Genomic DNA, 12,403 nt, shown 5'->3' with positions numbered 1-12,403 from the left:
CCCCCGCCACGGCGGTCGCCGACGCGGCCACCGCCGACGTCGAACCCTCCATCGCCGGGCCGGGCTCGCCGGAGCTGCTCACCGCGCCCGCCCCCCGCACCGCCCCGCGCGGCACGCTCGGCCTCGTCGTGCTGCTGGGGTCGATGGCCGCGCTCGGCGCGATCAACACCGACCTGTACCTGCCCTCGCTGCCGCAGGTGGCCACCGACCTCGGCGTCCCGGCCTCCGCCGCGCAGCTGACGATCACCGTCGTGCTCGTGGGGATGGCGCTGGGCCAGCTCGTCGTCGGCCCCCTCAGCGACCGCTTCGGCCGCCGCCGCCCGGTCGTCGTCGGGTGCGCGCTGTTCGTCCTGGCCTCCCTGGGCTGCCTGGTGGCCCCGAACCTGCCGCTGCTCGTAGCGCTGCGCTTCGTGCAGGGCGTCGGCGTCGCGGCGGGCGCGGTCACCGCCATGGCCGTGGTGCGCGACCTGTTCACCGGGTCCGTGGCCGCGCGGCTGATGTCGCGCCTCGTGCTCGTCATCGGCGTCGCGCCGCTGTTCGCCCCCACCGTGGGCGGTGCCATCGCCGGGGTGAGCGGGTGGCGCTCCGTCTTCGTCGTGCTGGCCCTGGCCGGGGTCGCCCTGCTGCTGGCCGTCCGGCGGCGCCTGCCGGAGACCCGCCGCCCCGCCCCCGACGCGGGCGCGGAGCCCGCGGGGGGCGTGGGGCACGCCCTGGTGACCTACGGCCGGCTGCTGCGCGACGTGCGCTTCACCGCCTTCGCGGTGCTGCCGGGCCTCGCGATGGCCGTCATCGTCTGCTACGTCTCCGTCTCGCCGTTCGTGCTGCAGGAGGTCCACGGGCTCTCCCCCGCGCAGTTCGCCCTCGTCTTCGCCCTCAACGGCGTCGCGCTCGTGGGCGGCTCGCAGGTCAACGCGGCGCTGGTGACGCGGGTGGCGCCGCTGCGCGTGCTGCGGGTGGCCGTGCCCGCCGCGCTCGTCCTCGCCGGCGTGCTGCTGGCCGTGGTCCTCACCGGGTTCGGCGGCCTCGTCGGCCTGCTCGTGCCGCTGTGGCTGCTGCTGGGCACGGGCAGCCTCGTGCCGCCCAACGCGGTCACCCTCGCCCTGGCCGAGCACGGGCGCACCGCCGGCTCGGCCGCGGCGCTCATCACCGCCGCGCAGTCCGGTGTCGGCGGCGGCGTCGGCATCGTCGCCGGGGCGCTGGGCGGGGACGCGCTCGCCATGGCCGGCGTCATGCTGGGCGCGACGGCGGCCTCCGCGGTGGCGCTCGCGCTCGCCGTGCGCCCGCGCCGCGCCGCGGCCGGCGGCTGAACCGCGGGGCACGCGCACCGGCGGACCCCCTACCGCGGGGGTAGCCGACCCCGCACCGGCGTCGGGGGTGGAACGGTCCTCGCAGGCGATGCGCCGGGACCGGCTGCGGCGCAACGCTACCGCCATGAGAATCCTCCTCGGGGCCGACACCTACGCCCCCGACGTCAACGGCGCGTCGACGTTCGCGCAGCGGCTGGCCACGGGCCTCGCCGCCCGCCACGAGGTGCACGTGGTCGCGCCCGCGCGCGGCCTGCGCAGCACCACCGCGACCACCCCGGTGCCCGGCGGGGGCGAGGTGGTCGAGCACCGCGTGCGCGCGCTGCCCGTCGTCGTCGGCGGCACCGGCCTGCGCTTCTGCCCGCCCGCCGGGCTGGTGCGCACCCTCACCCGGACCCTGCGCGAGGTGCGTCCCGACGTCGTGCACGTGCAGAGCCACTTCCTGCTGGGGCGCGCCCTGGTCACCGCCGCGAACCGGCTCGGCCTGCCCGTCGTCGCCACCAACCACTTCATGCCGGAGAACCTCACCCACCACCTGCCCCTGGGAACGCGCGGGCAGCAGGCCGTGCACGGCTGGGCCTGGGCCGACGCGGCCGCCGTGTTCACCCGCGCCGACGTCGTCACCGCACCCACCCCGTTCGCCGCGGCGCTCGCCGAGCGCGCGGGCGTGCCCGGCCCGGTGCTGCCGATCTCCTGCGGGATGGACCTGCGCCGCTTCGCCCCCGACCCCACCGGGCGGGCGCGCGCGGCCTTCCGGGCCCGCCACGGCGTCCCGGACCGCCCGACCGTCGGGTACGTGGGGCGGCTGGCGCCGGAGAAGAACGTCGCCGAGCTCGTCGAGGCGCTGGCCCTGCTCCACCGCGCCGACCCCGCGCTCGACGCGCAGCTGCTGCTCGTCGGCGACGGCGCGCTGCGCCCCGCGCTCGCGCGGCGGGCGGCCGAGCTGGGGATCGCCGACCGCGTCGTGCTCACCGGCTTCGTGCCCGAGGAGGACCTGCCGGCCGCCTACCTGGCCTGCGACGTGTTCGCCAACGCCGGGACGGCGGAGCTGCAGAGCCTGGTCGTGCTGGAGGCGATGGCCTCGGGGCTGCCGGTGCTGGGCGTCGACGCGTGCGCGCTGCCGCACCTGGTGCGCGACGGCGAGAACGGCTACCTGTTCCCGCACGCGCGGCCCGCCGCGCTCGCGGCGCGGCTGCACCTGCTGCTGCGCGAGGAGGACCGGCGGGAGCGGATGGGGGCGCGCAGCGCGCAGATCGCCGCCGGCCACGACCAGGCCCGCACCCTGGCGGCGTTCGAGGAGCTGTACGCGCTGCGCGGGCGCACGGCCGGGGCGCTGCCGCGGCTCGCTCCCGACCCGGAGCTCGTGCGGCACACTGGGTGAGTGCCACCGACGCCCTCCCGGCGCCCCCGGTGGCGCACGTGGTCGCGGTGGGTGGGGACCGGCTACGGCCTGCTCGCCACCGCCGCCGTCCTCCTCGTCCTGGCCTCCAGCGACGCGCACGCCCTCAGCTACGTCCTCGGCCTCTTCGCCTCCTGGTGGCTGGCGCCCGCGCTCGTGCTGGTGCCCCTGGCGGCGGCCACCGCCTCCTGGCGGGCGCTGGCAGCGCTGAGCGTGCCCGCCGTCGTCGCGGGCGGCCTCGTCGGCCCCTACGCGCTCAACCGCTTCACGCCGGCCGACCGCACCGCCGACCTGCGGGTGGCGACCTTCAACACCTCCGCCGCCGCGGGCGCGCAGGGCCTGCGCACCCTGCTGGAGCAGGCCCGGCCCGACGTCGTCGCGCTGCAGGAGGTCGCCGACCGGCAGCGCGCCGACCTGGCCCGCAGCCACCCCCGGTACCCCCACCGCAGCGACGACGGCAGCGGCGGTCCCCGCGGCGGCGGTGACGGCCTGGTGCTCTCGCGCTGGCCCGTCCTCGAGGTCCGCCCCGTCACCGGGCTGCCCGCCGGGGCGCGCCCGGCCGACGTCGTCGTCCTCGACGTGGACGGCCGCCGCCTGGCCGTCCTGTCCGTCCACCTCGCCTCGCCCTGCCTGTTCTGCCCCGAGCGCAGCGTGCGCCGCAACCCCGCCGGGGACACCGGGTCCGCCGCCCGCGTGCGCGTGGCCGAGGCCCGCCGCTACGGCGAGGTCGCCCGCGAGCTGCGCGCCGGGGGGAACGCCGTCGTCCTCGCCGGCGACCTGAACTCCGCCGAGCTCAACGAGCCCCTGCGCTCGCTGACCCGCTCGGGGCTGACCGACGTGCACCGCGCCGTCGGCACCCGCCCGCAGCTGACCCGCGGCAGCTCCCCGGGCTTCGCCCGCGTCGACGTCGTGCTCGTCTCCGGCCTGGTGCCGCTGGCCGACGGCGAGCTGGGCCCGGGCGGCAGCACCCACTCCCCCGTGGTCGCCGACCTGGCCTGGCCCTGAGGCGGCCGCGGGCACCCGCAAAACCCGTCGACGGCGGCGGGGGGCCCGCCTAGCGTCGTGCGGGTGGTGAGTTCCGACGTGTGGGGCGAGGACGCCGCCCGCGACTACGACGAGGCGTCGGCGGGCATGTTCGCCCCCGAGGTCCTCGACCCGGCGGTGGAGCTCCTCGCCGCGCTGGCCGGTGACGGCAGGGCGCTGGAGCTCGCCGTCGGCACCGGCCGGGTGGCCGTGCCGCTGGCCCGCCGCGGCGTCGACGTCACGGGCGTCGAGCTGTCGGGGGCGATGGCCGCGCGGCTGCGGGCCAAGGGCGCGCACGACCCCGCCGCCGCCTCGGTCGACGTGGTCCTCGGCGACATGGCGACGACCCGGGTGCCCGGCGAGTTCTCGCTGGTCTACCTCGTCTTCAACACCGTCACCAACCTGCTGGAGCAGGACGAGCAGGTGGAGTGCTTCTGCAACGCGGCCCGCCACCTGGCCCCCGGCGGCGCCTTCGTCGTCGAGGTCGGCGTGCCGGATCTGCAGCGGCTGCCGCCGGGCGAGCGGGCGCGCCCGTTCTCGGTGGGCGCGGACCACCTGGGCTTCGACGTCTACGACCTGGTGGCCCAGCGGCTGGTCTCGCACCACTACCGCTTCGGCGCCGACGGCCGGGTCGCCGCGGGCCGCTCGCGGCACCGCTACGCCTGGCCCGCCGAGTACGACCTCATGGCCCGCATCGCCGGGCTGCGGCTGGAGCACCGGTGGGCGGACTGGTCCCGGGCGGAGTTCACCGCGGACAGCCGCTCCCACGTGTCGCTCTGGCGCAAGCCCGCCTGAGACCCCTGCCGAGACCCGCCTGAGACCTCGAGGGGCCTCAGGCGCTGCGCTCGGCCCCCGGATCGTCCTCGTCGGGCGGGACGCGGCAGTAGCGCTCCACGAGCAGGCCCGCCGCGAGCAGCAGCACGGACGCCACGACGTCGGCGGCGCCGACGAGCGCCTGCGTGCGCCGCGCCGCGATGTCCAGCGTCGGCAGGTAGTGCACGACCACCCCGGTGAACAGGCCCGTCAGCAGCGCACCGGCGACCGAGGCCGCCTTCGCCAGCGCCGCCGTGCGCGCGGCCCGCAGCGCGTCGATGCGCCGGGACCTGTCGCCGGCCACCCACTGGCGCACCGGCCAGCCGACGCCGAACACCGCGACCGCCAGCAGCCCGATCGTCAGGGTGGTGCGCCACACCAGCTCCGGTTCGCCGTGGCCGCGCGCGATCCAGATCCGCAGCCCCGACCAGGTGAGCACGGCCGCCAGGAACCCCAGCCCCACCAGCAGGCCGGGGCGCGAGGGCCTCACGAGCGGACCCGCGCGAGCAGGTCGGCCACCCGGCCGCCGTGCGGGCCGGGCAGCACGGCGTCCGGGTCCAGCTCGGCCCACGGGCCCAGCACGAAGGCGCGCTCGTGGGCGCGCGGGTGCGGCAGCACGAGCCCGTCGTCGGCCTCGGAGCCGTCGAGGACGAGGTCGCCGTGGGTGACGAGGTCCACGTCCACGACGCGGGGGCCGCCGGCCGTCTTGGTGGCGCGGTCCAGGCCCAGGCGCGCCTCGACGGCGTGGCAGGCGGCCAGCAGCTCGTGCGGGCCGAGGCGGGTGTCGGCGAGCACGACGGCGTTGAGGAAGTCGGGCTGGTCCAGGACCCGCCCGACGGGGGCGGTCTCGACGATCGTGGAGACCGCGCGCACCGCGATGCCGTCGGTGGCGGCGAGGGCGTCGACGGCCGCGCGCAGCGCCGCCGCCCGGTGCCCGAGGTTGGAGCCCAGCGCCAGCACGACCGGCACCTGCGCCACCTCGCCCGGTGCGGGGACGGGGGCGCTCACGAGCGCGTCCGGCGCACGACGAGCTCGACGTCGTCGAAGGGGGCGGGGATCGGCGCCTGCGGCTTGTGCACGACGACGTCGACGGCCTGCACGAGCTCCGAGCGTTCCAGGCAGGCGGTGGCGACGCGGTCGGCGAGGGTCTCCACGAGCTGCACCGGCTCGCCGGTGAGCAGCCCGAGCAGGTGGGCGGCGAGCGCGCCGTAGTCGACGGTGGCGCCGAGGTCGTCACCGGCCGCGGCGGCGCGGGTGTCCAGGTGCAGGGCCACGTCGAGGGCGAACGGCTGTCCCAGGCGGCGCTCGGACTCCAGGACGCCGTGCCGGCCGATGGCGCGCAGCCCGCGCAGCACGACGCGGTCCAGGGGGCGGCCCCGCGCGTCGAGGACGGGACCGGCGGCGTCGAGGGAGCTCATGCGCCGATCCTGCCCGCCGCGCGCCAGGCGGTGGCGACGCGGACCGCGGCGGCGGAGGCGGCGACCTCGTGCACGCGCACGCCCCACACCCCCCGCGCGGCGGCCAGGGCCGTGACCGCGGCCGTCGCGGCGTCGCGCTCGGCCGGCGGCGGCACCGCGCCGTCGGGGCCGGCCAGCAGCGCGCCGAGGAAGCGCTTGCGGGAGGCGCCGACCAGCAGCGGGCGCCCCAGGGCGGCCAGCTCGTCGAGCGCGGCCAGCAGCGCCCAGTCGTGCGCGCCGTCCTTGGCGAAGCCCAGCCCCGGGTCGAGCACGACGCGCTCGGCGGCGACGCCGGCGGCGGTGACCGCCTCCAGGCGGGCGGCCAGCTCGGCGCCCACCTCGGCGACGACGTCGCCGTAGGTGGCCAGCGAGGTCATGACGTCGGAGGGCCCGCGCCAGTGCGAGAGCACGTACGCGCAGTCCAGGCCGGCGACGGTCGCGGCCATGTCCGGGTCGGCCAGGCCGCCGGAGACGTCGTTGACGAGCACGGCACCGGCCTCGACGGCCGCGCGGGCGACCTCGGCGCGCGTGGTGTCCACGCTCACCGCGACACCGGCCGCCACGAGGGCGCGCACGACGGGCAGCACCCGGCGCAGCTCCTCGGCGGCCTCGACGCGCCCGGCGCCGGGGCGGGTGGACTCCCCGCCGACGTCGACGACGTCGGCGCCCGCCGCCCGCAGCGCCAGCCCGCGGGCCAGCGCGTCGCCGGGGGCCAGGAAGCGCCCGCCGTCGGAGAAGGAGTCGGGGGTGGTGTTGAGGACGCCGAGCAGGCGGGTGGGGCCCGGCTCCAGCAGCGCGCCGGGGGCGCTCACCGGTGCCCCGCCACGATGAGGCTCATCGCCTCCGCGCGGGTGGCCGGGTGCCGCAGGGCGCCGCGCACCGCGGAGGTGACGGTCTTCGCGCCGGGCTTGCGCACGCCGCGGTAGGTCATGCAGGAGTGCTCGCACTCGACGACGACGATGACCCCGCGCGGGTGCAGGCGCTCCACGAGGGCGTCGGCGACCTGGGTGGTCAGCCGCTCCTGCAGCTGGGGGCGGCGGGCGAAGACGTCCACGAGGCGGGCCAGCTTGGACAGGCCCGTCACCCGGCCGTGCTCGCCGGGGATGTAGCCGACGTGCGCGACGCCGTGGAAGGGCAGCAGGTGGTGCTCGCAGGTCGACTGGACCTCGATGTCCTTCACGAGGACCAGCTCGTCGTGCTCGAGGCCGAAGTCGGTGGCCAGCACCTGGGCCGGGTCCTGCCACAACCCCGAGAACAGCTCCCGGGCCGCGCGGGCCACCCGGGCCGGGGTGTCGCGCAGGCCCTCGCGGTCCGGGTCCTCACCGACGGCGAGGAGGAACTCCCGGACCGCGGCCTCGGCCCGCTGCTGGTCGAACGCGGGACCGTCCTCGACCCCGCGAGCGTCCGGTGCGGGCGCTCCCGTGGTCGTCACGGCTGCTCGTGCGTCCCGTTCTGGTAGCCGTTGACCGGCGTCTGGAAGCCGCCGGCGTGGCCGTTGAGGCCGGCGCGCTCGCGCGGGCCGACGACGGGCGGGATGTCGGAGACGTGCCGGCGCTCGGAGGACAGCCACACCGGCCGCTGCGGGCGCTTCACGACGGGCGCGAAGATCTCCGCGAGCTCGGCCTGGTTGAGCGTCTCCCTGTCCAGCAGGGCGACGACCAGGGCGTCGAGGACCTGGCGGTGCTCGACGAGGATCTCCCACGCCTCGTCGTGCGCGGCCTCGATGAGCCGGCGCACCTCCTCGTCGACGATCCCGGCGACGCCCTCGGAGTAGTCGCGCTCGTGGCCCATGTCGCGGCCGAGGAAGACCTCGCCGCCACCGCTGCCGAGCTTGATCGCCCCGACGCGCTCGCTCATGCCGTACTGGGTGACCATCTTGCGGGCCATCCCGGTGGCCTTCTCGATGTCGTTGGAGGCGCCCGTCGTCGGGTCGTGGAAGACGAGCTCCTCGGCGACGCGGCCGCCGAGGGCGTACGCGAGCTGGTCGAGGATCTCGTTGCGCGAGGTGGAGTACTTGTCCTCGGTCGGCAGGACCATCGTGTAGCCCAGCGCCCGCCCGCGCGGCAGGATCGTCACCTTCGTCACCGGGTCGGTGTTCGGCAGCGCCGCAGCCACCAGCGCGTGACCACCCTCGTGGTACGCGGTGACCTTCAGCTCCTTCTCGCTCATCCGGCGGGTGCGCTTCTGCGGACCGGCCATGACGCGGTCGATCGCCTCGTCGAGCGCGGCGTCGTCGATCACCTTGGCGTCGGCGCGGGCCGTCAGCAGCGCGGCCTCGTTGAGGACGTTGGCCAGGTCCGCGCCCGAGAAGCCCGGGGTGCGGCGGGCGACGGCCAGCAGGTCGACGCCCGGGGACATCGGCTTGCCCTTGGAGTGCACCTGCAGGATCTTGTGCCGGCCCTCCATGTCGGGGGCCTCGACGGCGATCTGGCGGTCGAAGCGGCCCGGGCGCAGCAGCGCCGGGTCGAGGATGTCGGGGCGGTTGGTCGCGGCGATGAGGATGACGTTCGCCTTGACGTCGAAGCCGTCCATCTCCACGAGCAGCTGGTTCAGCGTCTGCTCGCGCTCGTCGTGACCGCCGCCCAGGCCGGCGCCGCGGTGGCGGCCGACGGCGTCGATCTCGTCGACGAAGATGATCGCGGGCGCGTTGGTCTTGGCCTGCTCGAAGAGGTCGCGGACGCGGGAGGCGCCGACGCCGACGAACATCTCCACGAAGTCCGAGCCGGAGATCGAGTAGAACGGCACGCCCGCCTCGCCGGCGACGGCGCGCGCGAGCAGCGTCTTGCCGGTGCCGGGGGGGCCGTAGAGCAGGACGCCCTTGGGAATCTTGGCGCCGACCGCCTGGAACTTGGCGGGCTCGCTGAGGAACTCCTTGATCTCGTAGAGCTCCTCGACGGCCTCGTCGGCACCGGCCACATCGGCGAAGGTCGTCTTCGGGGTGTCCTTGGTCATCATCTTGGCCTTGGACTTGCCGAAGTTCATGACGCGGCTGCCGCCGCCCTGCATCTGGCCCATGAGGAACCAGAAGAGGACCAGCAGGAGCAGGATCGGGGCGACGGTGAACAGCAGCGAGGACAGGATCCCCGAGCGCGGGACCTCGTCGGTCACGCCGCCGGGCGGCGGGTTGTCGTCCAGGGCCTGCACGACGTCGAGGCCGCGCTGGGCGATGTAGTAGGAGCGGACGGTGCCGGCGCCCTGCTCGGTCGTCCCGTCCTTCAGCTCCAGGTCGATGCGCTGGCTGCCGTCGGTGAGGGTGGCGCGCTGGACCTTGTCCTGCTCGATCAGCTGGAGCGCCTTGGTCGTGGAGACCTCGGCGGTGCCGCTGGAGGCGAAGAAGGAGGCGCCGATCGCGACGGCGGCGATGGCGACCAGGATCCAGATCCACGGGCCGCGGACGATGCGCTTGAGTTGGTTGGGCATCAGTGGAGGGGTCGCCCCCTGTCCCTCCTGCTCGTTCCTGCTAGACGATCGACGGTACACCGCGCCTGCGACACGCCGCCCGCGCGCTGGGCGCGGGCTCGGCCGTGGACCGGTCGCTGGTCGAACGGGCGGGGGGACGGGGCTGTTCCGCCCGGGGGCGCTCGATCCGCTGAGGGCGAACGCCGCCGCTCGGCGGCGGCGGCGGCCGCTCAGCTGTAGACGTGCGGGGCGAGCGTGGCGACGCAGTCGAGGTTGCGGTACTTGTCCGCGAAGTCCAGGCCGTAGCCGACGACGAACTCGTTGGGGATGTCGTGGCCGACGTAGGCCACGTCCACCTCGACCTTGGCCGCCTCGGGCTTGCGCAGCAGCGCGCACACCCGCACCGACGCCGGCCCGCGCGAGGACAGGTTGGCCAGCAGCCAGCTCAGGGTCAGGCCCGAGTCGATGATGTCCTCCACCACGAGCACGTGGCGCCCGGAGATGTCGGTGTCCAGGTCCTTGAGGATGCGCACCACGCCCGAGCTCTTGGTGCCCGAGCCGTAGGAGCTGACGGCCATGAAGTCCATCGACAGCGGGATGCTCATGGCGCGGGCGAGGTCGGCCATGACCATGACGGCGCCCTTGAGGACGCCGACGAGCAGCACGTCCTTGTCGGCGTAGTCGCGGTCCAGCTCGGCGGCGAGCTCGGCGACGCGCGCGGCCACCTGCTCCTTGGTCAGCAGCACGTGCTCGAGGTCGGTCCCGGCGGTCGCGGCGTCCACGCGGTTCTCCCGTGGTCTCAGGGGTGGAGGGGTGCCGGCCCGTGGGGCCCCGGCGTGAGCACGAGGGTGCCACACGCCCGCAGCGCGCTCGCACCCCCCGGCAGCGCGAGCGCCCCCTGCCCGCGCCAGTCGAGCAGCAGCGCGTCGAGGGCGTCCACGTGCCCGGCGCCCAGCGCACCGGCCGGGCAGCCGGCGGCCAGCGCCGCCCGGCGCAGCCACCGCCGGCGCAGCGCCGCGGGCGCCGCCAGCAGCGCGCCGACCTGCGCGCGGCCCCCCTCGAACGGGTCGCCCGCCGCGGCCAGGGCGTCCAGGGCGTCGGCGTCGTCGCGGGCCGCGCGGGCCGTGCGGGCCAGCGCCCGCGCGACCCCCGGCCCCAGCCGCTCCTCCAGCAGCGGCAGCACGTCGTGGCGCACGCGGGCCCGCGCCAGCCGCCGGTCGGCGTTGGCCGGGTCCTCCCAGGCGCCGGGCGGGCAGGCGGCCCGCACGGTGGCGCGCTCCAGCCCCAGCAGGGGGCGCCGCAGGTGCCCCCGCACGGCCGGCATCCCCGCCAGGCTGCGGGTGCCCGAGCCGCGGGCCAGCCCCAGCAGGACGGTCTCCGCCTGGTCGTCGAGGGTGTGCGCGAGCAGCACCGCGACCGCCCCGGTGGCGGCGGCCGCGCGCTCCAGCGCCTCGTGGCGCGCGGTGCGCGCGGCGGCCTCGGGTCCACCCGTTCGGCCGACGGCCACCCGGTGGACGCGCACGGGGTCCAGGCCCAGCGCCCGGCAGGCGGCGGCCGCACCGGCGGCGACGTCGGCGGAGCGCTCGTGCAGCCCGTGGTCGACGGTGACGGCCCCCGCGCGCAGCCGCGCGCGGGGGGCCTCGAAGGCCGTCGCCGCCGCCAGCGCCAGCGAGTCCGCGCCGCCGCTGCAGGCGACGAGGACGAGGGCGCCGGGGTGCTCGCGGGCCACCGCCGCCAGGTCGGCGCGCACGGCGACCCGCACGGCGGCGACCGCGGGGTCGGGCCCGCTCAGCCGTGCACCCGGGCGACCCAGGCGGCGGGGTCGGCGATCTCGGCGGCCGAGGGCAGCTGCTCGGGGCCGCTCCAGACGGCGTTGAGCCCCTCCCAGCCGACCCGCCCGACGGCACCGCGCACGAAGCGCGCCCCGTCGGCGTACTGGCGGGTCTTGGCGTCCAGGCCCAGCAGCCGGCGCACCACCTGGTCCAGGGAGCCGCGCCCGCGCCGGCGCTGGGTGAAGCGGGCGCGGATGGTCGCCACGCTCGGCACCACCTGCGGCCCCACGTCGTCCATGACGACGTCGGCGTGCCCCTCCAGCAGGGACATCACGGCCACCAGCGCCGCGACGCGCTCGCGCTGCGCGGGCGTCTGCAGCAGGTCGGCCACGCCGACGCCGCTGCCCTCGGCCGTGCCGCGCAGGACCTCGGGCAGCGCCTGCAGCACGCCGGCCAGGCGCTCGCCGATGTCGCGCGGGTGGCCCAGCAGGTCGTGCGAGAGCGCGCGGGCCTCGTCGGTGATCCAGCGCCGCAGCCACGGGTGGGCGCCGAACTGCAGCCGGTGCGCCTCCTCGTGCAGGCACACCCAGCGGCGGAAGTCGTGCGGGTCCACCTGCAGGTCCTGCTCGACCTGCACGACGTTGGGCGCGACGAGCAGCAGCCGCCCGGCCCGGCCCTCGTCGACGCCGGAGAAGACGTCGAACTGGCCCAGGACGCGGCTGGAAAGGAAGGAGAGCAGGCTGCCCAGCTCGGCGCCGGTGGTGCGCCGGCCGACCGCCGTCGTGGCGCGGTCCACGGCCGTCGCCGCGGGGGCGGGGCGCTCGCCGGCGCGCACGGGCACCGCGACCGGGCCCAGCAGGGTGCGGAAGGCCTCGACGTTGGCGCGGGCCCAGGAGGCGCGGTCCACGACGAGCGCCGGCGGCTGCTCCGTCAGCTCGGGCAGGTGCGCGGTGCTCGCGACCGGCCCGGCGGCCTCGGCGGCCGCCACGCGCAGCTCGCCGACGAGCTGGTCCACCTCGTCGCGGCCGATGCGCGGTCCCGGGCGCACCAGCCGGGTCGCCACCTGGGCGGCCAGGTCGAAGTCGACGAGGTCGCCGACGAGCCGCCCCCCCGGGCCGGGCCCGTTCTCCGGACCGCCGTCCGGCCCGCTCCCCGGGCCGCCGCCCGGACCGCTGCCCCCGTCACCGACGCCCGTGTCACCGCGTGCACGCATGGCCGCACCGTACGCGGTGGGGC

General features: G+C 77.0%; 13 protein-coding genes. 4 read left to right on the top strand and 9 right to left on the bottom strand.

The window, feature by feature from the left end:
* From GTQ99_RS12265 to GTQ99_RS12250, 4 genes are all read left to right on the top strand, one after another.
* A partial coding sequence (locus GTQ99_RS12265) for a multidrug effflux MFS transporter (protein WP_205707328.1) occupies positions 1-1,307 on the top strand: 1,307 nt, incomplete at its 5' end.
* Positions 1,308-1,431: 124 nt separating this feature from the next.
* A complete protein-coding gene (locus GTQ99_RS12260) occupies positions 1,432-2,685 on the top strand; it encodes a glycosyltransferase (RefSeq protein WP_166616013.1) in 1,254 nt (417 codons plus the stop codon).
* Positions 2,686-3,708: an endonuclease/exonuclease/phosphatase family protein gene (locus GTQ99_RS25120; RefSeq protein WP_166616012.1), complete on the top strand. Its 1,023-nt coding sequence runs from the start codon at positions 2,686-2,688 to the stop codon at positions 3,706-3,708.
* Positions 3,709-3,771: 63 nt separating this feature from the next.
* The gene (locus GTQ99_RS12250) at positions 3,772-4,521 is read left to right on the top strand and encodes a class I SAM-dependent DNA methyltransferase (RefSeq protein ID WP_338074949.1); all 750 of its coding nucleotides are present in this window, start codon (positions 3,772-3,774) and stop codon (positions 4,519-4,521) included.
* Positions 4,522-4,558: 37 nt separating this feature from the next.
* On the opposite strand, the gene GTQ99_RS12245 is transcribed toward GTQ99_RS12250, so the two are convergent.
* From GTQ99_RS12245 to GTQ99_RS12205, 9 genes are all read right to left on the bottom strand, one after another.
* Entirely contained in the window at positions 4,559-5,029 is a 471-nt protein-coding gene (locus tag GTQ99_RS12245; protein WP_166616011.1) for a DUF3180 family protein, read from the bottom strand.
* Complete coding sequence (gene folK / locus GTQ99_RS12240; protein ID WP_166616010.1) at positions 5,026-5,547, bottom strand: 2-amino-4-hydroxy-6-hydroxymethyldihydropteridine diphosphokinase; 522 nt, start codon at positions 5,545-5,547, stop codon at positions 5,026-5,028. Before folK ends, GTQ99_RS12245 begins: the two co-directional genes overlap by 4 nt.
* Entirely contained in the window at positions 5,544-5,957 is a 414-nt protein-coding gene (gene folB, locus GTQ99_RS12235) for a dihydroneopterin aldolase (protein ID WP_240897289.1), read from the bottom strand. Before folB ends, folK begins: the two co-directional genes overlap by 4 nt.
* Entirely contained in the window at positions 5,954-6,808 is an 855-nt protein-coding gene (gene folP / locus GTQ99_RS12230; RefSeq protein WP_338074948.1) for a dihydropteroate synthase, read from the bottom strand. The genes folB and folP overlap by 4 nt, the downstream gene beginning before the upstream one ends.
* Positions 6,805-7,428 (bottom strand): GTP cyclohydrolase I FolE, encoded by a 624-nt coding sequence (gene folE / locus GTQ99_RS12225; protein WP_166616009.1) that lies wholly within the window; start codon positions 7,426-7,428, stop codon positions 6,805-6,807. The genes folP and folE overlap by 4 nt, the downstream gene beginning before the upstream one ends.
* On the bottom strand, positions 7,425-9,416 hold the full coding sequence (gene ftsH / locus GTQ99_RS12220) for an ATP-dependent zinc metalloprotease FtsH (RefSeq protein WP_166616008.1): 1,992 nt from the start codon (positions 9,414-9,416) through the stop codon (positions 7,425-7,427). The genes folE and ftsH overlap by 4 nt, the downstream gene beginning before the upstream one ends.
* Positions 9,417-9,625: 209 nt before the next feature.
* Positions 9,626-10,177: a hypoxanthine phosphoribosyltransferase gene (gene hpt, locus GTQ99_RS12215; protein WP_166616007.1), complete on the bottom strand. Its 552-nt coding sequence runs from the start codon at positions 10,175-10,177 to the stop codon at positions 9,626-9,628.
* Between the two features lie 17 nt (positions 10,178-10,194).
* Complete coding sequence (gene tilS, locus GTQ99_RS12210; protein ID WP_166616014.1) at positions 10,195-11,187, bottom strand: tRNA lysidine(34) synthetase TilS; 993 nt, start codon at positions 11,185-11,187, stop codon at positions 10,195-10,197.
* Positions 11,184-12,380 (bottom strand): zinc-dependent metalloprotease, encoded by a 1,197-nt coding sequence (locus GTQ99_RS12205; RefSeq protein WP_166616006.1) that lies wholly within the window; start codon positions 12,378-12,380, stop codon positions 11,184-11,186. Before GTQ99_RS12205 ends, tilS begins: the two co-directional genes overlap by 4 nt.
* Between the last annotated feature and the right edge of the window lie 23 nt (positions 12,381-12,403).

Origin of the sequence: Kineococcus vitellinus, assembly GCF_009906315.1 — a bacterium.
Classification (GTDB): domain Bacteria; phylum Actinomycetota; class Actinomycetes; order Actinomycetales; family Kineococcaceae; genus Kineococcus; species Kineococcus vitellinus.
The sequence above is the reverse complement of the archived record's forward strand: the minus strand, read 5'-3'. Positions and strand labels throughout refer to the sequence as shown.